Origin of the sequence: Acinetobacter sp. 1130196, from assembly GCF_000588095.1 — a bacterium.
In the GTDB taxonomy this organism is placed as follows: Bacteria; Pseudomonadota; Gammaproteobacteria; order Pseudomonadales; family Moraxellaceae; genus Acinetobacter; species Acinetobacter nosocomialis.
Genome location: NZ_JFWX01000031.1, coordinates 22,021 through 47,401 on the forward strand (window position 1 = coordinate 22,021; position 25,381 = coordinate 47,401).

General features: G+C 38.7%; 25 protein-coding genes and 1 pseudogene. 5 read left to right on the forward strand and 21 right to left on the reverse strand.

The window, feature by feature from the left end; genetic code table 11:
- Positions 1-33: 33 nt before the first annotated feature.
- The 12 genes and pseudogenes from J671_RS18500 to J671_RS18550 form a co-directional block, all read right to left on the reverse strand.
- Positions 34-1,251: a hypothetical protein gene (locus J671_RS18500; RefSeq protein WP_081404931.1), complete on the reverse strand. Its 1,218-nt coding sequence runs from the start codon at positions 1,249-1,251 to the stop codon at positions 34-36.
- A 142-nt stretch (positions 1,252-1,393) separates the two neighbouring features.
- Positions 1,394-3,709 (reverse strand): primary-amine oxidase, encoded by a 2,316-nt coding sequence (gene tynA, locus J671_RS18505; protein WP_081404928.1) that lies wholly within the window; start codon positions 3,707-3,709, stop codon positions 1,394-1,396.
- A 208-nt stretch (positions 3,710-3,917) separates the two neighbouring features.
- Positions 3,918-4,832: pseudogene (gene feaR, locus J671_RS0104820) on the reverse strand (transcriptional regulator FeaR).
- Between the two features lie 198 nt (positions 4,833-5,030).
- On the reverse strand, positions 5,031-5,987 hold the full coding sequence (locus tag J671_RS18510; protein WP_006580873.1) for a p-hydroxyphenylacetate 3-hydroxylase reductase component: 957 nt from the start codon (positions 5,985-5,987) through the stop codon (positions 5,031-5,033).
- 45 nt (positions 5,988-6,032) lie between these two features.
- The gene (locus J671_RS18515; RefSeq protein WP_031983066.1) at positions 6,033-6,986 is read right to left on the reverse strand and encodes a PDR/VanB family oxidoreductase; all 954 of its coding nucleotides are present in this window, start codon (positions 6,984-6,986) and stop codon (positions 6,033-6,035) included.
- A gap of 34 nt (positions 6,987-7,020) precedes the next feature.
- Complete coding sequence (locus tag J671_RS18520; RefSeq protein ID WP_031983068.1) at positions 7,021-7,758, reverse strand: SDR family NAD(P)-dependent oxidoreductase; 738 nt, start codon at positions 7,756-7,758, stop codon at positions 7,021-7,023.
- Between the two features lie 10 nt (positions 7,759-7,768).
- Complete coding sequence (locus J671_RS18525) at positions 7,769-8,254, reverse strand: aromatic-ring-hydroxylating dioxygenase subunit beta (protein WP_031983070.1); 486 nt, start codon at positions 8,252-8,254, stop codon at positions 7,769-7,771.
- 10 nt (positions 8,255-8,264) lie between these two features.
- Positions 8,265-9,542, reverse strand: coding sequence for an aromatic ring-hydroxylating oxygenase subunit alpha (locus tag J671_RS18530; protein ID WP_031983072.1), 1,278 nt, complete (start codon positions 9,540-9,542; stop codon positions 8,265-8,267).
- Positions 9,543-9,571: 29 nt separating this feature from the next.
- Positions 9,572-10,099 carry a nuclear transport factor 2 family protein gene (locus J671_RS18535; protein ID WP_031983074.1) on the reverse strand — a complete coding sequence of 176 codons (528 nt, stop codon included), beginning with the start codon at positions 10,097-10,099 and terminating at the stop codon, positions 9,572-9,574.
- Positions 10,100-10,109: 10 nt separating this feature from the next.
- The gene (locus J671_RS18540; RefSeq protein ID WP_000387550.1) at positions 10,110-10,469 is read right to left on the reverse strand and encodes a hypothetical protein; all 360 of its coding nucleotides are present in this window, start codon (positions 10,467-10,469) and stop codon (positions 10,110-10,112) included.
- A 28-nt stretch (positions 10,470-10,497) separates the two neighbouring features.
- Complete coding sequence (locus tag J671_RS18545) at positions 10,498-11,646, reverse strand: acyl-CoA dehydrogenase family protein (protein WP_081404932.1); 1,149 nt, start codon at positions 11,644-11,646, stop codon at positions 10,498-10,500.
- Between the two features lie 36 nt (positions 11,647-11,682).
- Complete coding sequence (locus J671_RS18550) at positions 11,683-12,792, reverse strand: amidase (protein WP_031983078.1); 1,110 nt, start codon at positions 12,790-12,792, stop codon at positions 11,683-11,685.
- 149 nt (positions 12,793-12,941) lie between these two features.
- On the opposite strand from J671_RS18550, the gene J671_RS18555 reads away from it, so the two are divergent.
- From J671_RS18555 to J671_RS18565, 3 genes are all read left to right on the forward strand, one after another.
- Complete coding sequence (locus tag J671_RS18555) at positions 12,942-13,409, forward strand: MarR family winged helix-turn-helix transcriptional regulator (protein ID WP_022574408.1); 468 nt, start codon at positions 12,942-12,944, stop codon at positions 13,407-13,409.
- 411 nt (positions 13,410-13,820) lie between these two features.
- Positions 13,821-15,170 (forward strand): spinster family MFS transporter, encoded by a 1,350-nt coding sequence (locus J671_RS18560; protein WP_031983080.1) that lies wholly within the window; start codon positions 13,821-13,823, stop codon positions 15,168-15,170.
- A 113-nt stretch (positions 15,171-15,283) separates the two neighbouring features.
- The gene (locus tag J671_RS18565; RefSeq protein ID WP_031983082.1) at positions 15,284-16,540 is read left to right on the forward strand and encodes an OprD family outer membrane porin; all 1,257 of its coding nucleotides are present in this window, start codon (positions 15,284-15,286) and stop codon (positions 16,538-16,540) included.
- Between the two features lie 34 nt (positions 16,541-16,574).
- Here J671_RS18565 and J671_RS18570 read toward each other — a convergent pair whose 3' ends face one another.
- From J671_RS18570 to J671_RS18585, 4 genes are read right to left on the reverse strand one after another with little or no spacing between them, the layout of a single operon-like run.
- The gene (locus tag J671_RS18570) at positions 16,575-17,318 is read right to left on the reverse strand and encodes an SDR family oxidoreductase (protein ID WP_031983083.1); all 744 of its coding nucleotides are present in this window, start codon (positions 17,316-17,318) and stop codon (positions 16,575-16,577) included.
- A 15-nt stretch (positions 17,319-17,333) separates the two neighbouring features.
- On the reverse strand, positions 17,334-18,032 hold the full coding sequence (locus J671_RS18575) for a histidine phosphatase family protein (RefSeq protein ID WP_031983084.1): 699 nt from the start codon (positions 18,030-18,032) through the stop codon (positions 17,334-17,336).
- On the reverse strand, positions 18,029-19,150 hold the full coding sequence (locus J671_RS18580; RefSeq protein ID WP_031983085.1) for a phosphotransferase family protein: 1,122 nt from the start codon (positions 19,148-19,150) through the stop codon (positions 18,029-18,031). Before J671_RS18580 ends, J671_RS18575 begins: the two co-directional genes overlap by 4 nt.
- 17 nt (positions 19,151-19,167) lie before the next feature.
- A complete protein-coding gene (locus tag J671_RS18585; protein ID WP_031983086.1) occupies positions 19,168-20,409 on the reverse strand; it encodes an acyl-CoA dehydrogenase family protein in 1,242 nt (413 codons plus the stop codon).
- 88 nt (positions 20,410-20,497) lie between these two features.
- Between J671_RS18585 and J671_RS18590 the strand changes: the two genes are divergently transcribed.
- Positions 20,498-21,418 carry a LysR family transcriptional regulator gene (locus J671_RS18590; RefSeq protein ID WP_031983087.1) on the forward strand — a complete coding sequence of 307 codons (921 nt, stop codon included), beginning with the start codon at positions 20,498-20,500 and terminating at the stop codon, positions 21,416-21,418.
- 42 nt (positions 21,419-21,460) lie between these two features.
- Positions 21,461-22,273 (forward strand): IclR family transcriptional regulator PcaU, encoded by an 813-nt coding sequence (gene pcaU / locus J671_RS18595; protein WP_000030961.1) that lies wholly within the window; start codon positions 21,461-21,463, stop codon positions 22,271-22,273.
- 89 nt (positions 22,274-22,362) lie between these two features.
- Here the strand turns inward: pcaU and J671_RS18600 are convergent, their stop codons facing one another.
- The 5 genes from J671_RS18600 to J671_RS25295 all read right to left on the reverse strand — a co-directional run.
- Positions 22,363-23,229 (reverse strand): MBL fold metallo-hydrolase, encoded by an 867-nt coding sequence (locus J671_RS18600; protein ID WP_031983088.1) that lies wholly within the window; start codon positions 23,227-23,229, stop codon positions 22,363-22,365.
- A 4-nt stretch (positions 23,230-23,233) separates the two neighbouring features.
- Complete coding sequence (locus J671_RS18605) at positions 23,234-23,647, reverse strand: DUF6691 family protein (RefSeq protein WP_031983090.1); 414 nt, start codon at positions 23,645-23,647, stop codon at positions 23,234-23,236.
- Between the two features lie 4 nt (positions 23,648-23,651).
- A complete protein-coding gene (locus tag J671_RS18610) occupies positions 23,652-24,065 on the reverse strand; it encodes a YeeE/YedE family protein (protein ID WP_002048868.1) in 414 nt (137 codons plus the stop codon).
- Between the two features lie 134 nt (positions 24,066-24,199).
- Entirely contained in the window at positions 24,200-24,667 is a 468-nt protein-coding gene (locus J671_RS18615) for a DUF6438 domain-containing protein (RefSeq protein ID WP_002048825.1), read from the reverse strand.
- A 398-nt stretch (positions 24,668-25,065) separates the two neighbouring features.
- The coding region (locus tag J671_RS25295; protein WP_032021853.1) for an IS30 family transposase at positions 25,066-25,381 on the reverse strand (316 nt) is incomplete at its 5' end.

A 25,381-nucleotide genomic window follows, 5' to 3' on the forward strand; every position in this document is an offset into this window, starting at 1 on the left:
TTTTATTTCTCTCAATTTATTTAAAAGGATCTATTAATAGATGTATTGCAGAATCAACTGCGCATAGACATTGGTCTTGTCATCGTAGTTTTGAGTACCGCCACTATGGATATCGTGTTTTGGTTTATAGAGTCCCACTAAAGGAATAACATTGAATTTTTTATTGACCGACCAGACTGAAAAGACATCCAGCTCATGTCCATCCACATTGGTTAAAGACTTATTTACCGTTTTGAACTTATAGGCCAAAGCACCCAACATAAAATTTTCTTTCAAGTTCATCATGTAAGAAACTTGATGAATATCTGCATTTTTATTGAATGGACCAGCATAGTTTCCGGCTACCTCCCCCTGAAACCACGTACCGAACCCGACCGTATTTCCATAAAACATAGGGTCATATTGGTCTGAAAAATGGCTAAAGCGGTAGCCTAATGAAGGCGTATATTTTGAAGATAAAAAGTTATAGTTCAGTGCTAAGTAGCCAGCATTTTCGTGGCCATCTTTTTTATCTTGAACTACAAACTCAGTTTTAACTTGTAGTTCTGGTAAGGGCTGATAATTCAAACGTAAAGCATAATTTTTAAGGTCTTGTCGTCCTGAAACCTGTTCAGTATCTTCTAGGTCTAATACATTTAAATAGGTAAACCCGACGCCCTTATCTTTAAGCTGATACATCAGATCAGTCACAAAGAGTTCTGGGGAAAATTGTGCTTGATTATCTGACTTTAAATAAGCCAGCTTTAGCGTTGTATTCTCTTGCGGTTTGTATTGAAGCAAACTTGTAAAATCAAAGCTTCGACGGGCTGCCAGATAATATGCGCCGCCCCGATCGAGTGCACCATCCGCCGGCACTTTACCGAGGTTTAATGCATCACCCGCGATAAAGAACCCGTCACCAATCATGATATTTTGTCGACCGATACTTAAATCATAAGTCGTCAACTCATCTTTATTGGTGCCATCTTTAAAGCCAATGACCCATTCATTTATATCTGTTTTACGTTCTTTGCCATTACTATTTTGGCCTGCGTCGCCATCACCAAATGTTGCCGAGCTAATACCGCTCAAGCTTGCATAGAGTTGATTGTTTTTAAAGGTATATTGCCCTTTAGCGCCATATTTAAGAAGGCCTTCTTGCCAATTGATTCTTTCATCCTCTAGGTTTTCACCGTTATAGCTTTTACCACTACTAAAAGCCCCAAAAGTTGCTTCAAAAGTTGGCTTAATTTCAAGCTCACCAGCATGCACAGTTGAAAAAAATGAGACAAAGAGAGTCCCTCTCATAACCTGAGAAAATAAATTTTTCATTTAGAAATTCCTTTTGCGAACGGCCTAACCGTGCTCACGTATGGGTAACCGATTCGTTACCCATCCTCGTTCATGTTTGTCTTTAGTGATGGTCGTGCTGCGTGCTTTGCTCTTCTTCACCCAAGTTTAAAGTCGGGGTGTTGTCAAAGAAGTTCCAAGGTTTGATTAGGGTATAAACCCATTCTGTCGGCATAATTGGCCATTCTTCAGCACGTGCCACATGGGTTGTGCCTGTTGTCATCCACACCACAAGGTCTTTATTTTCGATATTTTCGTTGTTACCAATGAACTGTCCTAAGCCTGTATCATGAGTTGATCGATTTGAATATTTCCCTTCAGGGTAGCGTTCATCCGGATTATATTGCGTCACCCAAATTTGTTTATCCATAAAGTTCAAACGTTTAAATAACCATTCATCTTTAGAGAAATTGGCTCCTTTCGCCACTGGGTGTGTTCCACCTGCAAAAGGAATGAGCTGGTAAGAAACAGGATTACCTAATTTATTTTCCTTGTTGAAATTCGTGAGTAAGCGAATAGTGGATGGATCAAATTTTTCAGCTGCATTTTGCTCATTCGTAATGACTTTACTGTCAATTTGCATTGAGCTTGTACGGACACCACTTTTGTCATTGGCTTTCACCACAGGGTCCATATGCATAAAGCTGTTGTTTTCCCCATCTACATCCATGTCTAAGCGGAAGTTATAGATGTGCTGATGCGTTGTACCCACAATATTATGGTCAATTAAAGTTCCATATTTAGTGTCTTCTTTTGCGGTACTGTCATGCATGGTGCGTGATTTAACACCTTTAACAGCTTCAATACCTGTTGCACCCGCATTAATCCCAATTACACCATTTTGGGCAAATACCCAGTCAAACATGTAATCGTAGTTTCCAACCGTACTAATCCAGCGCACGACAAGTTCACGGCGTGCTTCACTGGCATCTTGGTTACCAAAAATTTCGTGATGTTTATATTCAGGTCCGGCATAACGTTCAAACACAGCAATGGCATTTGGAATTACTTGTGGTTGGCCTTTGTAGTCTGCAATCACGGCATCAAGTAAAACAGCGTTGTCGGGTGCATCTGTTCCAGGAAGAATAGATGAAGTAAGTGTTCCCATACCATATTCGCCAGAGTCCAAATAAGATTTGAAGTACCAACCAATATCAGGGTCACCATATGGAACCACCATTCCACCGAGGTTACCTTCATACATGACTTTACGCTTCACACCTTTATCTTTGTAGGTCACGGTTGAAAGCTGTAAGCCAACACGAGAGTCTAACGCCACATGCAAACACCAATTCCCCCAATGTATGGTTTGACCGGTAATGCTAAAGTTTTTGCCCTCAGGTTCAATAATATTGAGTGGTTTTAGCTTACTTGCTACGGGCTTATTCGACATATAAGGTCGATTTGCCATTGGCACAGGAATGATCGCGCCTTCTTCAATCTTGATAATTTTTTCTTTATCTAAGTCGACTACAGCAACTAGGTTCTCAATAGGATGTGCCCAGTAGTTACCATCGCCGACATCGAGGTAAGCGACGACTTTTAATATATTGAGTTGTTTATCCAGACCATCTTTACCGCCAAAATATCCAACAGTTAGCGGAGTAGCAATCACTTTCTTCACATCAGTAATGCCACGTTTGCGTAACGCATCTTGATATTCTTTACTTGTCTCAATTACACGCTGCACGGCTTCAAAATTATCTAGCAGCACCATACCATGAGTATCTTTAAGTACATTCCATTTTGTGACTTGTTGAGTATTAAGATTAACTTCACCTTCAATCGCTTGATTGCCCTTTAATAAAATAAATGAGGCAATACGATCTTCTTTAAAATCTTTATGATTAATAAAGTAATCCCATACTTTGGCTTTTTCAGGTTCTTTAAGCTTTAACTCGGCAAAACGCATATTTTTATAAGCGTATTTCGAGCGATTAATCACATCAAAGGTCTTTTTGATTTCGTCAGAATTTAAGCTATTGAGCGGGTGAAAGGTATTTTCAACTTTAAAAGTTTGATCTAACCCCGACTGGAAGACTTCATTAAAAAAATCTTTTCCAATAACAGGTTTACCATCTTTAATTAATAAAGGCACACTGAGTTTGAAAGGTTTGCCATTCACCAAAACCTGATCTGAATTGGGTTTAGCTCGAACCACCATAGAACCTTTGGTAATTATATAGGTATTGGTAAAGTCATCTTTAACAACTTTAGCGCCTTGCTCACTCATGTTTTGATAAAGTGAGACCATTTCGGCATGTCCACCATGGGCAAACGCTTGAGTATTGAATCCCCAAAAGCTTGCAGCGATTGATAAGTTAAGTGCCAGTATTTTTTGTATGTCATTCAATAATCGTTGTTTACGCATTGGTTTCATCCTTTTCATCTATCCCTGTACTATCTGAATCAGACAGTTAAAATGCACTTTCCTGTGAGTGAAATTTATTAGACCAACTTAATAGTTTTATGGTTATTAAGCTTATCTAACCTGTTCTAATGAATTTAATTTCAACACAGTTACATTGGGCTAGCTTGTTCAAGAATGACGTCGAACTTGTCTAAAAATGACATTGAGAGTTAAAAATTTAAACTGACATACCCTCTCTAAATTCTTTAGGAGAGATACCATAAGTCTTTTTAAAGATTTTTGAAAAATGAGCACCGTCCCAAAAACCCCATTTCAAGGCAACTTGGGTAATTGAGCTTTGTTTGTTCTTTTTATCAAGCAAATCTGCTTTGACTTTTTCTAGGCGCTTAAGCTGTATATATTTATTAATAGATAAATTTTCTTGAAGGAACAAACGGTAGAGATGACGCAGTGACACTCCAATATGCTCTGCAATTAATTTAGGTGTTAAATCTGGTTTTGCTAAGTTTTCTATAATATATCGCTCGGCTTTTTCCATCAGGTTATTGGAGCTATTAATATTTTTATAATTGATTGTGGGTTTGATTAAAGCAATTAACGCATCTTCAAAAGCATTCCCATCTTCGGTTGCGTACCAAAGTTTGATGTTTTCAGCAGACATATTTTTCAAAATATTTTTAAGTAAAAAACCACTCATATTTTAAGTAATCAGTTTTCCAAAATATTCGGTGCTAATATTTTCTTTCAGTAATTTTTCACGCGACAGATGGACTGAAATCTGGCTCACCAAGCCTTGCGGATACATCGAAATAGTTTCGACTGGGTCGACCAAAACAATATCGCCTTCATTCAGACTTAGAGTCTCATTTTTATACTCGAGCAGCATTTTTCCCGAATACTGCAAAATCAAAAAACAAAAACGATTATTCACTCGATCGATTTCATCGGCTTTTCGGACAATTTTATTGGCATTGTTTTTAATAAAAGCAATTTCGGTATCGCCCAATAAAAAGCACTGAACTTCACCAATGAATAAATTACGGGTTCCGTCAAAATCGGTTTCAAAATTGCCGCACACATTTTTAATATGGTGCGTCCATGTGAGTAATGCATCGCTTACATATTGGTTCATCCCTTACCTCTCTATACATGTGCCACCGCTCAAAATTTTGCTTATGTGGTGGTGCACTGTCTTGGCATATTTGCAATCATGTTTTATTGATAAACAAATTGTGTGCCAAAAATTCCTTGTCCTTGGAATTGTTTTAATGATAGTCAGCTAAATGTAAAGAAGCTGATAAATCAATTCAATTTATCAGCTTAATGGGGCTTATGCTACTCCCGCAAAGTCTCGCAGCATGGTAATAAAAATATCCTTTTGTTCCTCAGAATACTTTTTAAACACTTCATTTTGGTGGCTATCAGCAATATCAAACAAATACTGCGCTGTTTGTTTGCCTTTCTCGGTTAGTGCATACAAATTATCGTGATCGACCAATAATCCTTCAAATTTTAAAATTTCAGCCGATCTTTCCACCTCTTGCATTGGCATAGCAATATCTCGTGGTAAATCCTCCTTACTTGAAGCAGTACCACTTGCCAAAACAAGCAAAAGACGTGATTCACTGGTACGGAAACCCGAAGCCATTTGCTTTGGAATATAGTCGGTTTGATAAGCTTTAAAAGCACGGCTCATTAAATAACATACATTATTATATAAATGCCCATAATGTGTTTGGTCTACACCGCTCTGTTCTGTTTGTTTAACTTGAAGGCTTGGATGCGGCATGACACAAGAATATGCACCTTGATGGTAAACCAACGGGCTTCGGCCTTGGTCATGGAAACGAACCACCTTACCAATAATAATCCAGTGGTCACCACCTTCAATCACTTGATAACGTTCGCACTCAAACACCGCAGAACAATTTTCTAAAATGGGTGCGCGTCCTGCGCCAAGTTGAAAATTTGTGTCAGCAAATTTATCAATATTGCGTCTCGAAAACTTATTAGACAGCTCAATTTGCGTGCCCGATAAAATATTGACTGCAAAATGTGTTGCTTGTTCAAATACTGAAAAACTTGAAGATTTTTTATCAATGCTCCACAAAATAAGTGGTGGGTCGAGCGATACCGAGTTAAAACTATTTGCAGTAACTCCTACTTTTTCACCTTGTGCATTTTGTGCGGTAACAATGGTAACGCCTGTTGCAAAATTTCCTAATGCCCGTCGGAACTGTAGTGGATCGACCGTAAACTCATCTATTTGTTGTAATACATTCATCATCTTTCTCCTAAACCTTCTCTTACATCCATATAAATCGCGAGAGCATTAGATATCTAAAACTAATCTCGGTGTTTTAGAGCGCGAACAACACACCAATATTTGTTCATTGCTGGCTTTTTCTTCATCAGTAAAATAAACATCTCGATGATCAGGTTCACCTTCAATCACATCGCACATGCAGGTTCCACATACACCTTGCTCACAAGACATTTCAATCTCAATGCCTTCTTTAGCCAAAGCCTGCAAAATGGTTTCGCCAGCTTCGACCATAATGATTTTCCCGCTACGCTCAGCCACCACCTCAAATGAATCTCCAGAGGTGTCAGTTTCAACTTGAAAGTATTCTTTGTGGATTTGCTGCTCAGGAAAATCGTGAGTCGTGGCAAGGTTAATCACCCAGTCCATAAAACCGACTGGACCACAGGTATAAATATGACTTTCAGGGTCAATATCTTTAATGGCAGATTCAAAAAATACTCTGTTGCTTGCACCTTCGGATTTAAAATGGAAAGTTGTGTATTTTGCTAACACACCATTTTTAATTTCATCAACAAAAGCACATTTTTCAGGGCTAGCACCACAGTAGTGAAGCTCAAATGATTCACCTTCATGTGCAAGTTGATATGCCATCGTAATTAATGGCGTAATCCCGATTCCACCGCCAATCAACACACTGTGCTTGGCTTTTAAAAGTGGAAATAAGTTTTTCGGCTCACTGACCTGAATTTGCATACCATCTTTAATTTCATCAAATGCAGAAATCGAGCCACCACGTGATTCAGGATCACGTAAAATTCCAAGACGAAACTTACCTTCATCATTTGGATTTTGGCAAAGTGAATATTGGCGCACCATGCCATTCGGTAAGTGCACATCAATATGTGCACCCGCTTCAACCTTTGGTAATGTAGCAGAAGTTGCAGATTCAAATTCCATAACTGCAATATTTCCACCTTCCACATGGCGATTTTTAACGACAACATCATAAAGTGTAGTCATGATTTAACTCCCTTTTCATGGTTAAGCGATTGGCTTAACGCATGAATAAACCACCGTTAATATCCCATGTTGCACCAGTCACAAAACTCGCATTTGGACTCGCAAGCAACCCACAAGTTTCAGCAATAAAATGCATACTTCCTAAGGCTTTAACCGGAATATTCTGGATGAACTGTTCCATTTTTTCGTCTGGCACCACACTATGAACGATTGGTGATTCCATCGGTCCCGGTGCAATCGCATTGACCGTAACACCTTTTGCCGCAAACTCTTTGGCAAAAATTTTGGTTAATGTCACAATAGCCCCTTTGGTTGCCGCGTAGTGTGCACCCGTTGCAGTACCGCCGTTTTGTCCCGCCAAAGACGCCATATTAATGATGCGTCCATAATCTTTTTTGGCCATGTATTGACCAATAATTTGACAAGCTTGAAAGGTGCCGCGTTGGTTAACTTGGGTCACCCAATCAAAATCGGCTGCGGTAATTTCTAATACGGATGTTGCTTTAGTGACGGTAGCATTGTTAATTAACACATCAAGTTTAGAAAATTTCTCTTCAATCCATTGCACCGCTGCATGAAAATCTGCCTCGACCGAAATATCCAGCTTTAAAGGAAACATATTTTGGGCATACTGACTTTGTGCTTTGGCATTTTCGGCTTTTTCAAGCGTACTTGCCGACAAAATCACTTGATGACCTTGGCTCGCAAAATATTCAGCAATCACATTACCGAGTCCAGAAGCAGCACCTGTCACTAAAACAACCTGTTTCATGTTACCGCTCCTAAAGAATGTAGCTAATACCAGCTAAGGTATCGGTTGAGTTAACCAAGTTAATGATTTTACGGTTAATCTTAAAACCAGTATCGGCATTACGGGTTAGATGGTACGTAATATCGGCCGTGTAATGCTTGAGGTTTTCTTTACGGAATTCACGTAAATTTTGAGCACAGCGTAAAACGATTTCATCATCTTGATCTTGAATCACTCGTACTCGCGAAATACTGCGTACCGTATTCGCCTTTGGTGCCGTCGAAATTGCCTCACCATTTTCGAGTCGTTCTACACGTAACTTACGCATATGATTATCGTCATAGGCATAATTTAAGTTGTTTTCGTAGTCTGTGAGGTTTGGGTCAATCGGAATGATATAAACACCCTTTTCATTCCATAAATTGAGCCATTCACGATACTCGCTATGGTCTAACATATCTGCTTCGGCCCAGATGAAAGCAGTGACTTCATTTAATAATTGCAGATTCATATTCATTGCTCTCTCCTTAAGCTGTCATCATCTTTTTCCATTGCTGATATGCTGCACGCATACCTGTTTCAGCACTGACATCACTTTTTAAGCCATCTTCAGTTTTGACTTCGCCCGGTAAACCGCGGTTGAGCATAATCCATAAATCATTACCCGCATTGGCACCATGTTGTACGCGTTCCCAAGCTTCCGAGTCATCTGGCGTACCAAAACCAAATGGACCTTGGAAATGTTCATGCAAACGTAAGCGGTATTGGTTGGCAATTTGTGGACCGCCGTCCATCGTAATCACCGAGTGATGAATTTCTGTTTCAGCAACTGAAATTGGCTGTAACACACGGAAGAACGCCATTGAACATGCAATATTCGGGAATAAATTTAAGTTAAAGCCAGAACCACCGACTGCACGAACAATACGGCGTACTTCTAACTCTTCATGACCTTCGTCGCGCAAAGCTTGAGCCAAGTCTTCAAAACGTTCTTGTATTGGTCGCTCCATTAAGTCTTCGTCTAGATCAACTAGTTCAGGAATCATCACCATAACACTGTGACCATTACCTAAGTCTTCAACAAAACCCGGCTGGTTTTCGAAGTTAAAGAGTTCTTCGGTTTTTTCATCTACAGAACTTAAGAATGACTTGTGTACCAATGGGAAGTGATAGGCATCGGTGGTATTTTCAAGCTGGATTTTCCAGTTACCCGGGAAACGGAAACGGTGTTCGCCCAACACTTTAATTGGATAACCCGCACCTTGTTTCATAAACAGGTCAATCCATTTTTTCGCCGGCCCAAGGAACTCTTCAAGCGGTTGAATGTCTTCTTTAAATGAAGCGAAGATCATACCGTTATATTCTTCTACCCGTAGGCTCACCAGCGGTAATTCTGACTTATCTAAACAATCGCCGTAACTTTTCGGAGATGGCACACCACGTAAACTACCATCAAGTGCATAACTCCAACCGTGATATGGGCATACAAAACTGTTGGTTTTTCCTTTTTTATGTTCGCATACGGTTGCTGCACGGTGACGGCAACGGTTTAAAAGTACATGGACTTTCTTTTTACGGTCACGTACCACAACCACAGGCTGTTTACCAATGTTAATGGTTTTATAGCTTCCGCCTTCCGGAATTTCGCTGGCATGCGCAACCCACACCCAAGTGCTATAAAAGATTTTTTCCATCTCTTCATCAAAAATGCGTTCATCTTTATAAAGAGAAGTATGGGCACGGTCACTTTTAACTAAAGCATCGTAATCAATGCCAATGTTATGCGTTGGTATAATACTGTTCATATCAATAGTCCTTTTAAATATGTCCTGGGTCATTCCTGGGAAGGTACCGGCAACTCGGCTTCACTGTGCCAATGCGATACGGGACGACTGAAAATATTCTGTGTTTGGAAATGCTTAATTTTCCATGTTCCATCTACTTGCTTTTGAAACTTCACATTGAGCTTTGCTGCATTCAGATGACTACGGCCATCTTGAAAAGTTGAAGTTTGCAACATCAGCCATGAAGCACTTGCATCATTTTGATTTACATAGATTTGTTCTGAATTTACAAAGTGTGCATTCATAACAAAGTGAGATTCTTTTTGTGTATAGCTTTTAAACATGTCGTAAATCGACTGCCAAGAATCATAGCGACCAAAGGATTTGGCATATTTGTCACCAATACCTTCCCAAATACAGTCTTGATCAAAAAGATTCATCAACTCATAAAGATCTGTATTTGCATTGAGCTCGTCGCAGATCTCCATATAACGGTTTATGCAGTTACGGATAGCATTGCGTGCTTCCAACTGTTCTAGCCGTTCTATGATTTCTGCAATATTCACTTTGTCAGTCATTGCGGTCGCCTTAACGTTGAATAATCAATTCACGCCCAACACGAGCTTCAACTTTGCAATATTTCCAAAGTTTGTATGGCCCTTCACCCACCACGGTCGTTCTAAACAAGTTACAAGCTGCATGTACTGTCTCAATATCCGGAACATCTGCAAGCAAATAAGTGGTCCAAGGCCAGCCCGTACTTGCACCCACCATGCTTTGATCATCATCAAGATTCCCGAATACATGCACACCAGGTAGGTCATGAATGCCATTCCACATTTCACCAAATGCTGCCCAAACCGCTTTTGCTTCAGCAGGTTCTGCATCAAAAAAGTTCTGGTTAATACCCATGCAAAACAACACGCGTAATGGTTTTTTAGCTTCCATCTCAATATTCCTTTTTCAAAATTTAAACTTATAGATAACCTGGGGTTGGCTTTAACCCAAAACTGACTAAACCTGCATTTTGTAAAGTTGCATCACCCATAAAGGCATGCTGGGTCACCACGTTGGTGTCATTCACAAAACGGCTAAATGGATTGTTGGTATAAATCGCTGTCATACCCGCGAGCATTTGCATTTTTCGGGTCACTTTGGCGCAAACGCGAGCTGCATGCGTACATGCCAGACGCATATCGCTAATCTGTTCAGCAGTTGCTACACGACCAGCAATAATTTCATTCCACACAATATCCATGGTTTGATAAAACCAAGACTTTGCAGCCTGAAACTCTGCATCAGCTTGAGCAAACTCATATTGAGTCACTGGGCGGTTGGCAATTTCTGAACCACCCGTAATAGATGCTTTACCCGGTGCTAATTTTTCAAATTCTTCTAATGCAGCAGCTGCAACCCCGATACCCACCACGGTTAAGACTTGAGTGGCTAAAGACAATGATGGATATTTAAAAAATGGCTCGCTGAGTTTTGAAGGTTCACCACGTACAAAGGTCCATTTCTTTTCGACCAATACATCTTCAACCACTAAATCATGGCTTCCGGTACCTTTTAGGCCAACAGTGTCCCATGTCATTTCGATTTTGGCTTTGTTGGCAGGCATCACAGCCATACGTGGTAAACCTTGCATTTCATTGTTTTTAAGAGGTGAAATCCCCACACCAACAATGTCAGCGCCCATACAGCCGCTGGAAAATTTCCAACGTCCACGCACCACTACACCTTCATCGGTAATTTCGGCAGGCTGCGGCGGAAAAATACCTCCGGCAAACACGACATCTGGCCCATTTTGGTACAACTCTTTCAGCGTTTCTTCCGGCAAACTTCCTAAATACGCAGGGCTCATACCGAAACTTGCCACCCAACCCACTGAACCATCAGCTTTAGATAAAGTTTCGATCAACTCACAAAACTGCCGCGGTGACCATTCTTCACCACCAAAACGTTTAGGCACTAAGGCACGGTAAACACCAATTTTTTTAAGCTTTTCGATAATGTCTTGGCTCACATAGGCCTGATTATCAAATTCACCTGCACAGGCACGCTCACGAATTTCTTGACACAAAGCATCTAAGTCTACGGCTTGGTCTTGAGAAGCAAACTCCATTTTAGACAACTTATTCATCATCTAACTCCTTGTAATTTATTGCATTTCATCAACACAAAATTTGGCTATTGCGCATAATTGCTCATCTTTTTGATGCTTTGATACGATCTGTAAGCCCACAGGCAAACCTTCACTGGTTTCAAGTGGCACTGAAATAGCTGGATGTCCTGATAAATTAAATGGTCGAACTAAACCGGTTAGGTTCAAAAAAGCGACCGTGTTTTCAGCTTCAGAAACTTTGGGTGGAATTTGCGGTAGTGTCGGCAGAATCAATGCATCATATTTGTCTAATAGTGCATCGAGTTCTTGGGTGAGCTGCGCTCTCACAACTTCTGCTTGTTTTACTTGCTCTAAAGTGGTGTGTGCTGCTTTTAATAACCGATTATTTACATCAGAACCAATTAAGCCAGTTTGGGTTAATTCACCAAAAGCTTGCCAGTTTTCATAGTTAATAATCTGCATACCTGCATCATAAGCTGCTTCAAAATGTTCAACTTTTTCTAAAACGGTCTCTAAATTTGCTTTTTGAAGTGCTTGATATATACAGTTCCAAACAATCTCATCTGCTTTGACATCGAGCAGCGCAAGTTTTGGTGTATGCGTATATTCAGCTGGCTTAAAAGTTGGATCAATAATTTGCATGGCTTTTTCAATCATCTCGACTGAATTTGCAAAAGGACCAACGCAATCTAAAGAACTTGACGGCGGGGATACGCCTTTGCGACTTACCCGACCGAAAGTCGGTTTTAAACCAAAAACTCCACAGCATGCAGCGGGCATACGAATAGAGCCGCCTGTGTCTGTCCCTAAGCTAAAGTCAGCTTGTTTTGCTGCAACTGCTGCGGCTGAACCACTCGAAGATCCGCCCGGAATAAGTTCAGGATATTTAGGATTGATAGGTGTACCAAAAGCGTGGTTAATGCCTGTAATTCCAAAAGCCAATTCGTGCAAATTTGTCTTACCAATAATTTTGCAATCAGCTTTTAAGATGTTTTTAACCACCTCAGCATCATCGTGCGCGGGTTCAACTTCTAATAGAGCTTTACTGCCAGCAATGGTTTTTAGACCTTGAATATCTATAGTGTCCTTCACCATCACCTTAAGTTTGCCGCTTCCTTTTTGCACACTTTGGCTAATAATATTCATTCACTTTTCCATGTATTTTTATCCATTAATTAAAATATCAGAAAATTTGATGGAATTGTCAAGTAATTTTTCTAATGTGTGTTCAGGGAAATATGCAAAATTTTGTTTATAATAGGATTACCCTTTTTTTACTAAGTTATTGCTTAGCTATGCTTGATCATTTAGAACAATTTCTTCCCAATAAAGAACCGTCGAGTATTCAAAACTTCCCCTTTTTCTGGGTTTCCCAAGTTAATGGTAAATATTCACAACTTATTGAAAAATCTATAAAGAAACTTGGCATTGATAATACTCGCCGTAAAATTATTTTAAGTACCAATGCGCTTGGGGAAGCCAGTATCACTGACATTGCCAATCTTTCTACTTTAAAACTCACGACAGCGACAAAGGCTGTATATCGATTGGTAGAAGATGGAATTGTGGAAGTCTACTCCTCTACCACTGATGAACGGATTTCGATGGTGAAATTAACGGCCAAAGGTGTTGAGCTGGTTGAACAGATTAATCAAATTAGTGTGGTTACCTTAGCTGGGATCCTCAATGCTTTTTCAGAAGACGAGCTACACAATTTAAATTCTCAGTTAAAAAAATTATTTGATCTCATGCCATCCAGTTAATTATTTCCATCGACACTAAATTAACTTGGCTCTAGAGCAGTTAAAGCTAGTCATTCTTTAGCTGCTTACTATAAAAAGTCCAATACTAAAAATAAAAATAAGTAAAATCATATTTTTATTTAATTAAATTCTTCCAGTAGCTCACTTAACATACTTTTTAAGTATCTAAACATACTCAATAAGTAATGGAATTTTACATATAAAAAGAAAATAATTATTCAACAATCTACCCAATCTTACTATTTCCGTTTGTACTAGGATCTCTTCTTCAAGGTCCTTTACCAAACCAAATTCAATCATTTCTAGCCGTTTCATTATTCATTTCAAATGGGGACGTATCAAAAATTTTGAGGATGAATAGAAGCTAGAAATCAATTTCTTTAAAGCGTTTTATACATAAGGATTAAGTGTATGAACCAAAGTAATATCGCTGTTGAAAGGATACAAAAGAAAACCAATGCATATGCATGGTATGTGGTCATACTTTGTATGTTGGCCTATATATTTTCATTTATTGACCGTCAAATTCTGGCGTTGATGATTGAACCCATCAAAGCAGACCTTCAACTTTCAGATACTCAATTTAGCTTGTTACATGGCCTTGCCTTTTCACTATTCTACGCTGTGATGGGCTTACCATTAGCCTATATTGCCGACCGTTTTTCCCGACCAAAACTCATTTCAATCGGAATTATTGTCTGGAGCTTGGCAACGGCCACTTGCGGTTTAAGTAAAAACTTTATTCAACTATTCCTAAGCCGTATGGCTGTGGGCGTTGGTGAAGCAGCTTTATCTCCAGCGGCCTATTCAATGTTTAGTGACATGTTTAGTAAAGACAAACTAGGCCGCGCGGTCGGGATCTATTCAATTGGTGCTTTCTTAGGTGGAGGTATCGCTTTTTTAGTTGGCGGTTACGTGATTAACCTGCTTAAAGGCGTGACACTCATTCAAGTTCCTTTATTGGGTGCACTTAAAGCATGGCAAATTGCCTTTTTAGTGGTGGGGTTACCCGGCATTATTATTGGTTTGTTATTTATTTTGACAGTTAAAGACCCTGCACGTAAAGGGCAACAGCTCAACCAAAGTGGACAAGTTGACCAAGTTAAATTCACGCAGTGCCTTCAGTTTATCAAGAAACATGCAAAAACTTTTGCTTGTCACTATTTAGGTTTTACCTTTTATGCAATGGCACTCTACAGTCTGACTAGTTGGACACCAGCATTTTATATTCGTAAGTTTCAACTCGCACCGACTGAAACAGGCTATATGCTCGGCAGTATATTGCTAGTTGCAAATACTTTAGGTGTATTTTGTGCAGGATGGCTAAACGACTGGTTTATTAAAAAAGGACGCCAAGATGCACCGATGTTCACGGGTGTGATTGGTATTATTGGCCTGATTATTCCAATTGCATTTTTCACCCAAACAGATCAACTCTGGCTTTCAGTAACTTTGCTCATTCCTGCAATGTTCTTTGCCTCCTTCCCCCTTGTGATCTCGGCAACAGCATTGCAAATGTTAGCACCCAACCAATTTAGAGCACGCCTTTCTGCCCTATTCCTTTTGGTGAGTAACTTAATTGGACTAGGTGTTGGTACAACATTAGTGGCAATTATTACAGATAAGGTTTTTGGCAATCCATTAATGGTGGGTTCTTCTTTATCTATTGTGGGTGGTTTGTCCTGTGTACTGGCTTTGGCTCTACTTTTTAAAGGCTGCAAATCCTTTAGTGAAAGCATGAAGCTTGAAAAATTACATTAATTGAAGCAACAGCCACTAAAAACAGGAGTTCCCTTTAAACAATTTAGGGAACACCACACCAATATTTCACAATACGTAATGCCGAGGACTGGCATATATCTTGGAAATGGATTATGGAATTATTTCACCGCTTTCAACCACATACTTTAGCTGTTGCCACTTTAATACTTATGTGTAGCAGCTCATGGGCTGCAAATCCAAATCAGCAACCTGAAGATGAATGGAAATTCACTTTAAAAAATGCCTATATCAACCGCGATTTTGATAATGACGCCCTTAAAGATACCGGTAGCTGGTCTCAGGCAGCATCTTTATTTTATAAATCGAAAATGCATGACACTCCACTAGTCATAGCAGATAAACCGATTACGATTGGGGCCGATGCTTCTGTGCAATACGCCGTGCGTTTAAGTTCTGACAAACATGTCGCAGATACGGTTCTACCTTTTAATAAAGAAACGCAATCTCAAGCATCTGACTATCTAAAATACGGCGCGACCTTAAAGCTAGGTTATGACAAAACACTTTTAAGTATCGGTGAACTCTGGTTAGATTTACCTGTAACAGCAGTCGATGCTAGCCGTCAGTTACTCACTTCCTATTGGGGCACTAACCTTAAGTCACAGCTTTCAGATCAGCTCTATGCAGAAATTGGTCGAGTTGAAAAAGTATCTCCGCGAAATGAAGAAGATTTTAAAAAATTTTCTTTCACATCCAATGGAATTACTAAAGAGTCTGATGGCTTAAATTATATTGACTTGCGCTATCAATTCACGCCGTCACTCAAGGGTGAATATTACTTTGGCAATTTAGAAGATCTGTATAACAAGCATTATATTGGACTTGAGCATACGTGGAAACAACCAACTTTTGCTCTAACTTCCAAATTTAAATACTTCAATGCGAAAGATGACGGCAATACTTTTAATATTGATGCCCAGAACATTGGTTTACTTGAAACTGTTAAAGTAAAAAATCATACTTTTGGTTTGGGTTACCAACACATTATTGGAGAGTCGGCTTACCCGCTACCAGATGGTTTCTTACCAGAAACCTATTTCATTAACTGGAATGCCACAGGCTTTTTCAAAGAAGATGAAAAGTCTTACCATGTCATGTACGGCTATGACTTTAAAGATTATGTACCCGGCTTAAACGCGATGGTGAAATATGTTTACGGTCATGATTTTAAAGCAGCCAATGGTGAGAAAAACCATGAAACCGAATCAAACATCATTTTGAACTATGCATTTCAACAGCCTTTCTTAAAAGGCTTTGCCCTGCAATATATTCGTATTGACTACAACGTTAAACACGGCAATGACTTTGGCGAAGACCGTTTATTTGTCAATTACACCAAAAAATTCTAAATAAAAATTACCCCCTAAATTTTGGGGGTATTTTTTATCCTAATTTATTAACCAACTTTAACGGCAAAACTTTCATGGCAATACTCATTGGTAGCCATGGCCATTGTGGTACATACGCTTTGACAGGTTGTTTTTCAATCGCTTTGACTAAAGCTTTACATCCTGTTTTTGCGTCAACTTCAAAAGGTAAATGTTTTGCACCTTCGTTCAATTCAGTACGAATGTAACCCGGAAAAATGGTTGAGACTTTAATTGGAGTATCCAGTAACTCAGCGCGAATACCTTCGGCCAAGTGAGCAACTGCAGCTTTGCTTGCTGCATAAGTCGATAAGTGTTTTGGTAACCCACGCATCGCACTCATGGATGATATCACGACCAAATGACCTGCATTTTGCGCTCTAAAAATTTCAATCGCTGCCTCACACTGCGCTAAAGCAGAAATAAAGTTTGTTTCAGCTGTGGCTCTGTTAATTTCAAAATTACCTTTACCAATACGGCGGCCATTTCCGACTCCGGCATTTACAATAATTCGGTCTAAATAGCCAAATTCTTGTTTAAAGGCACGAAATACTTCAAAAACCTGATCGTAATTAGTTACATCCAAGCTTTTTGCAATTACTTTAATACCGTACTGATTTTCAAGTTCAGTTTTTAAAGTTTCTAATCTGTCTAAACGGCGTGCACAAATCGCCAAGTTATAACCTTTCGCTGCAAATTCATGCGCCATACCTGCGCCTAAACCAGAACTTGCACCTGTAATTAAAATTGTCTTTGCCATGCTTTATCCTTATTTTTAAATCCATGTCAGTAAATCTGGACGCTCAGCTTTTATAAAATGATGTTCATTTAAACTTAAAACCTGAGCTTCGTTGCCAACTAAACGTAAAGTGGTGAGGCTTGTATTGGTAATTGCCCAATTCAAAGCAAAAGTTCGATTGGTGCTCAGTTCAAGCAGCTTGCCAATTGCTACGGAAATCACCCCACCAGAGGTAAAAACGACTGCATAACGAGGTTTGGTTTTTGCCAACTCATCACAAAGTTGCTGTAGTGCTGTTTCAACTCTGCTTTTAAAATGCGGCCAAGACTCATCATATTCATGATGAAAATCTCCGTCGGTCCATCGTTCAATCGCACCTTCAAATATTTTTGCAAGATACGCGCGAGGGTTATGCTCTTTTGCGACATCGGCTTTTAACAGTTCAGGCTGTTCAAAACGTGGCTCATAACGGGCAAAAACCTGTTGATGGTTAAACTCATTCCATAAATTATTATGATGAATTACCGCATCTGGAAAACATTCTTTTAGTGCGAGCTGTGCAGTTTGTTCATGGCGCTGCATAGTTCCTGCAACTACATAAGGTTGTTCTTTCAATATTTTCTTAAAATATTGGCCTAATAAAGTCGCTTGAGCTTCACCATTTTCAGACAACTCATCATAGTTACTTTTACCAAATGATGCCTGTCCATGTCTTACCAGATAAATTGTGGTCATCTTCTTAAAATACCCTGTATTTTTTGTAGAGATTGCTGAGCAAATTCCGATTCTTGCAATTTTTGCTGCGCGATAAGTTTTAAAGCTCTGATATGTAGTGCATGGATCACGATCCAGAAATCTTTAAATGCAGGGTTTCGGGTCTGTTTATGGTAATAACGGTAATAGATTTGCTGAGCGATCACTGCTAAACGGAATACACCGAAGACTTCATAAAAAGTCCAGTTTTGAGGTTCCAGACCAGTTTTTTGCAAATAATAGTCAACGACTTCTTTGCGAGAGAACATTCCCTTTAGGTGAGTAGGCTGACGGCGTGTTGACCTGAAGATCATATTATCCGTAGGCTCAACCCAATAGGCCAAAGCACTACCTAAATCCATTAAAGGATCACCTAAAGTCGCCATTTCCCAATCTAGCACCCCAATCACTTCAGTTGGATGTTTTGGATCTAAAATTACATTATCAAAACGCCAATCATTGTGAATAATGCAAGTTGTAGAGTCTTGAGGAATATTATCGTTTAGCCATTTTCGGACATATTTAAATGAAGGAACGTTAATTGTGCGGACTTTTTCATAACGTTTATCCCAACCCTCAACTTGTCTACGGCAATATCCTGTACCTTTGCCAAGTTCAGCTAAAGGTGTGTTCTCATAAGGAACTTGATGCAGCTCAATGAGCTTATCAATAACATTTACACAAAGCTCATGAACATCTTCTTCATTAAAGCCAAGCTCAGGCGGCAATTTTGCACGAGGAATGATGCCTTCTATGCGTTCCATGACATAAAAATCACAGCCAATGACCGCTTCATCCTGACAAAGTGCCACCATTTTAGGAAGTACTGGATAATAAGGAGCAAGGTTTTTCTGCACCATATATTCACGGGCCATATCGTGGGCTGACTTGGCTTTTGTTCCTTTTGGTGGACGTCGTAAAATTAAATCCGTATTTTCATACTTTAAACGATAAGTCCAATTCGATGCCCCGCCTGTATATTGAGTAACGACTGCTGGGCCAACTAGCTCAACACCTTGGTTTTTTAACCAGTTTTCAACTGCCCCAATATCAAGTTCTTCACCTTCACGTACTTCACCGCCTACATCAATTACCGACATATTGTTTTCCTTTAAACTTATACTTTCTTATGACGACCATAACCACGTTTGGCCAACTCTAATTTGGCAATCATGCCTTTATGTACTTCATCTGGACCATCAGCTAAACGTAAACTGCGTGCTTGAGCAAAGAAACCTGTTAATGGTGTATCTCGTGAAACGCCTGCACCGCCATGCAGCTGAATTGCCATGTCGACTACTTTTTCTAATACACTTGGAGCGACCACTTTAATTGCAGATATTTCTGTTAAAGCGGCCATATTTCCTAAAGTATCCATTTTATAAGCAGCATACAAGGTTAAAAGTCTAGCTTGATCTATGGCTACTCGCGCATCGGCTACACGTTCGAGGTTCCCACCAAGTTTTAAAATTTCTTTGCCAAACGCCGTTCTAGACATGCCTCTATCAATCATAAGTTCTAGTGCTTTTTCAGCAGCTCCGATACAGCGCATGCAATGGTGAATACGTCCTGGCCCTAAGCGACCTTGTGCAATTTCAAAACCTTGGCCTGCACCACCAATAAAGTTTTCAAGAGGTACTCGAACATTGTTAAAGTGAACTTCACCATGTCCATGTGGTGCATCATAGTCACCAAACACAGGTAACATACGCTGAATTTCAACACCCGCTGTATCAATCGGTACTAAAACCATAGAGTGTTGGTGATGGCGATCTTTGGTTTCATCTGGGGTATGCGCCATAAAAATAATGACTTTAGCATTTGGATCACCTAAACCAGACGACCACCATTTTTTGCCATTTAAAACAATTTCATTACCGTCAATGAGTGCAGTTGCTTGCATGTTGGTTGCATCGCTTGACGCAACATCAGGTTCAGTCATGCAAAAAACCGAACGAATTTTTCCGTCCAATAAAGGCTCTAACCATTGCTGTTTTTGCTGCTCACTGCCATAGCGCCATAACACTTCCATATTTCCCGTATCTGGTGCATTACAGTTAAAAACCGTGGGCGCCAATAAACTACGACCAGTTAATTCAGCAATATGCGCATATTCTTGAACTGATAACCCTGCACCTAGCTTTTCATCGGGTAAAAACATATTCCAAAGACCAGCTTGTTTAGCTTTAGATTTTAGAGTTTCTAAAAGCTCGGGCCACTGCCATTTTTTCCAGTTTCCATCTGGATTTAACTCATGAACTTCTTCCCAAAATTTTGCTTCGACAGGTTCTATTTCTTCTTGAATAAATTTTATTGTTCGCTCAGTAAAATCCTGAGCTTTTTTTGAGAGTTCAAACATTCTTTTTCCTTTACATCGTTATCTGGTCTTTACATCAACATAACTTGAAACTTAATATGAATGAAATGATTTTATTAAATAATGTCTCATGAATAATATTCATAACCTACATGGCCTAGACTTAAGTTTTTTTCACCGAATTGATATCAATTTATATCCGCTTTTTATCGCGATTTATGAGCAAAAAAGTATTTCAAATGCAGCAAGCAGTCTCAATATTACACAGTCAGCAGCAAGCCATGCTTTGCAGCGTTTACGCCAGCAAATTGAAGATGATGTATTTATACGTGTAGGTAATAAAATGTCTGCAACGCCTTTTGCAGAACAAATTTATCCAACTGTTAAGCAAGCACTTTTAACCATTCAAAATATTAGCCAACAGAAACATGTGTTCGACCCAACAAGTTTAAAAAGCTTAAAAATCGCCGTGCATGATGAAATTGAACCGATTATTCTTCCAAGATTGGCTCAACATTTTCAAAATCTTAATTTAGATTTGAAGTTTGTGAGTATGAAACTCGATCGAAAACATATTATGACTGACTTGGCGACACAACAGCTCGATTTCGTAATTGACCTAGAACAATATTTATCTCCAAAAATTACCTTTGATCTTCTGGTCACAGATGAGTTCGTTATTTGCAGCCAACTTAAAGAAGTCGATTTAGCTAGTTATATTAATGGACGGCACATTGGTGTTTCATCACGCCGTACGGGTGCTTTACTTGAAGATATTTATTTAAACCAACACCAAAAAATTTCAAGAAATGTATTTCTGCGCTGTCAAAACTACTCAACCGCGTTACAAGTCTTGGGAGCCCAAGCCGACGCAATACTCACCATGCCCCGTATGATTTTGCAGCATTTATCTTATAGCCCTAAGATTCGGTTACATTCTCTACCTTTTGAGATGACCAATATTAAAATGGGTATGTTTTGGCACGAAGATTTAAGGGATAATTTAAGGCATCAATTTTTGCGACATGAAATTATTAAACTTTTTCAGTAAAGCAAATTGATCTACTAAGCTTCTATCGTACAAGGACCAGTAATGAGTAAAGATGAACGGATAATCCAGAATCAGGACAACAAAAAAACGATTCGTCATGAAGATTACATTGCTGGCATTGGTAAAGGCATGGCGATTTTAGATAGCTTTAGTAGTAATCAACATCGTTTAAATATTTCTATGGCGGCTGAAAAAACCGGACTCACCCGAGCAGCAGCAAGACGTCACTTATTAACTTTAGAATATTTAGGGTATCTTGAGTCAGATGGCCACTATTACTATTTAACTCCAAAAGTACTCAAATTTTCAGGAGCTTATTTAGGTGCAGCTCAGCTTCCAAAAGTATCTCAGCCTTTATTAAATCTTCTAACTAACCAAACCTCTCTCATTTATTCAGTGATGGTACTTGATGGTTATGAAGCCATTACCATTGCCCGTAGTGCTGCCCACCAACAAACTGACCGTGTAAATCCATATGGTTTGCATTTGGGTAACCGCTTACCTGCTCATGCAACTTCGGCGGGGAAAATTTTATTGGCACATTTAAGCCAAGAAGAACAATTGGACTGGCTCCAAAAATATCCACTTCAGCGTTTAACTAAATATACGCATGTCGAAAATGATAAATTTTTAGAGTTACTAAAAGAAATCCGAGAACAAGATTGGTGTTATTCGCGTGAAGAACACGAATTAGGTGTTCATGCGCTCGCCGTACCGATTTATGGACAAGACTTTAAAGTGGTGGCTGCTTTAAATATTGTTTCTCCAACCATGAGAACAACTGAAGAATATTTAATTCAACATATTCTGCCATTATTGCAAGAGACTGCGAGGGATTTAAGGCAAGTTCTTTAAATCTTACTTAGGCTATTTTCATAAAATGAATTTTATTTGCTTAGGCTATTTGAGAACCTAAAATGATTGAATGAATACTTAGGCTATTACTAAAAGTAATTAAATGGGATTTTTAAATAGCGGATACCATTTGCTTCAGGTTCCGGAAATTTTCCACCGTTCATATTAATTTGAATTGAAGGCAGAATTAATTTTGGCATTGCCAAAGTCGCATCTCTTTCCTGACGCATTTTTATGAATGAATCTTTGGAAACTCGTCGATTTAAATGGATATTGCTTTGTTTTTGAGTTTTTATATCAGTTTGACAGACATATTCATCACGACCTTCGGGCTTATAGTCATGACATAAAAACATACGCATATCGTCGGGAAGTGTGTAAAGTTTTTGTACCGAATCATAAAGTGCAGCAGCACTTCCTTTAGGAAAGTCGCATCTGGCCGAACCATAATCAGGCATAAATAAAGTATCACCTACAAAAACAGCATCACCGATCACATAGCTTAAGCAAGCGGGTGTATGCCCTGGTGTAGGAATGTTATAGGCTTCTATCTCCCCTATTTTGAAATGTTCATAATCTTCAAACAAATAGTCAAAGGGCTGATTTTCATTAAATTTCTTAAAATCAAAATTATAAATAGCCGAAAATGTTTCTTGTACAACTGAGATTTTTTGACTAATCGCAACTGTACCACCCAATTTAGATTTTAAATATTGAGCCGCAGTCATATGGTCGGCATGTACATGGGTTTCTAAAATCCATTGTACTTTGAAGTTTTGCGCCAAGACATAATCAATAATTAAATCAGCATTAGTCGTTTTTGTAGTGGCCGACGCGGGATCATAGTCAAGCACACTATCAATAATGGCGCATTGACGAGTCGCTAAATCCGCAACAACATAGCTAAAAGTATTGGTATTTTCATCAAAAAAATCTTTTACTAGAGGTTGTTGCATATCTTTAATTTCCTTTATTTAAAATTCGGAAAATAAACATTCCTACTAACATCGCGACAATAAAATAAAGTGCTTCAAAATGTCCTAATCCAACAAGAGTTAAGGCAGGCGCTGGACATATACCTGCTATTCCCCAGCCTATACCGAAAATAAAAGCGCCTACAATTAACCTTTGGTCAATCTGTGTATTCATTGGTAATTGAATTTGTTCATTAAAAATCGTTTTTGGTTTTTTAATAGCCCTTTGAAACGGAATAAATGCCACAGCAATTGCACCTAGCATCACAAACATTAAGCTAATATCCCATTGCCCAAAAATATCTAGAAACCCTAAAACCTTTGCAGGGTTAGACATACCAGAAATCATTAACCCCAATGAAAACAAACCACCAAATATAAAAGCAAAGACATTTTTCATAAGATTACCCCAACACATGGCGAATGATATAAACGGTTAACATGCCAGCAAACATAAAAACTGCTGTCGCTATTATTGAGCGTTTTGAGAGCCGACTCATACCACAAATACCATGACCACTTGTACATCCAGAGCCTAGCCGTGTTCCAAAACCAACAAGTAACCCTGCCAGAATAAGTGCAAATGAATTGGCTTTAATTTCAATGTCGGGCTGATAAAAATAACTGTATATGAAAGGCGTAATTACGAGACCTGCAATAAACCAGAATGCAGAACTTTTAAAAGTATCTTTAGTTGGTCTAATAAGTTGTGCCATCAAACCACTAATTCCGGCTATACGACCATTTATATATAAATATCCAACTGTTGCGATGCCGAGTAATAAACCACCCAAAAAAGCATAGACAATATTTGACATATAGCTACTCTTAACAATATATGTTTTTGTAATCTGTATTATACGCTGATTCTTTTAGAAATACTTAATATAAAACTTTTAAGTCTATAATTCTTCTTAACAAGAAAAAGCCCCAAGATTTTGGGGCTTTATCATTAAATTAGATCTTTAATGCCTAATTGTTCAGGTAACTTTTCCATGACTTTATTTAATCTATTATTTGCTGGAGAGATACAACCTGTGTAATGGCTTAATTTTGTTTCTGTACCATTTGGTTGAATCCAAGTAATGTAATAGCTAGACATGTCAGTTGCAGTTTGCTGGCAACCCGCAGTTTTAGATTGAGTTCCTGTTTGTGGACGATAAGTTTTTAATTCATCAGCAAGTTTTTGATAATCTTTTACGCTACCTTGGATTTCTTTAACACCAAGTGTTTTTGTATATTGTTTACCTTCAAAACGAATTAAGCCTGTAGGCGCCACTTCTACTGAATAAATTGGACATGCGCCGAAACATGGACTAGAAGCATAACGAATGGTTTCTTGTGTATTAGGTGCTTGCTGAACAGAAGCACAACCCATTAAAGCCAAACCGGATAAAGTTGCAAGAACTAAAAATCTCATTACATCACCTATTATTATCAAGTGGCTTTAATCTAACAAATCAGATCCAAATTGTCATTAAAGACTCATTTTTCATATTTTTATTTAATAAGACTAGGCTATTTTTAATTTTATAAAGAAATTGTAATACAAAGCACATAAAAAAAGGCCCATCGTTCGATGAGCCTTAAGCCAATTAAAGCTTAAATTCCTGAAATACAAATTATTACTGGGTAGTAATAACCTGCGCCAACCATTCTATAGTAATGCAATACATTATTTAAATATAATATAAGTATATATTTACGCTTGTTTTTCCAACAAAAAAAACATGTTTTTCAAGCCTAAAAAGCTAATAATGTTTATTTTTAATTAAAATTCACAATCTTAAGTTAAACAAAACTTAATAAACGGCGAATTCAAACATGAGGTGCGACAGTTTCAAAAGCCATATGATAATCAACAAGCTGAGCAAATTTCTCTAATGGTGTAAGCCAATCTAACGCCTTTCTAGGACGAGTATTCAGTGACATGGCAACTTGATTTAAATAATGCTGATCTGCCTGATTTAAATCAATCCCTTTAGGTAAATATTGCCTAATTAAACCATTCATATTTTCGCATGTGCCTTTTTGCCAAGGTGAATGTGGGTCACAGAAATATACATCTATGCCTAAATCTTCTTCGAGTATTTTATGTTCTGACATCTCGCGTCCACGGTCATAGGTCAACGTT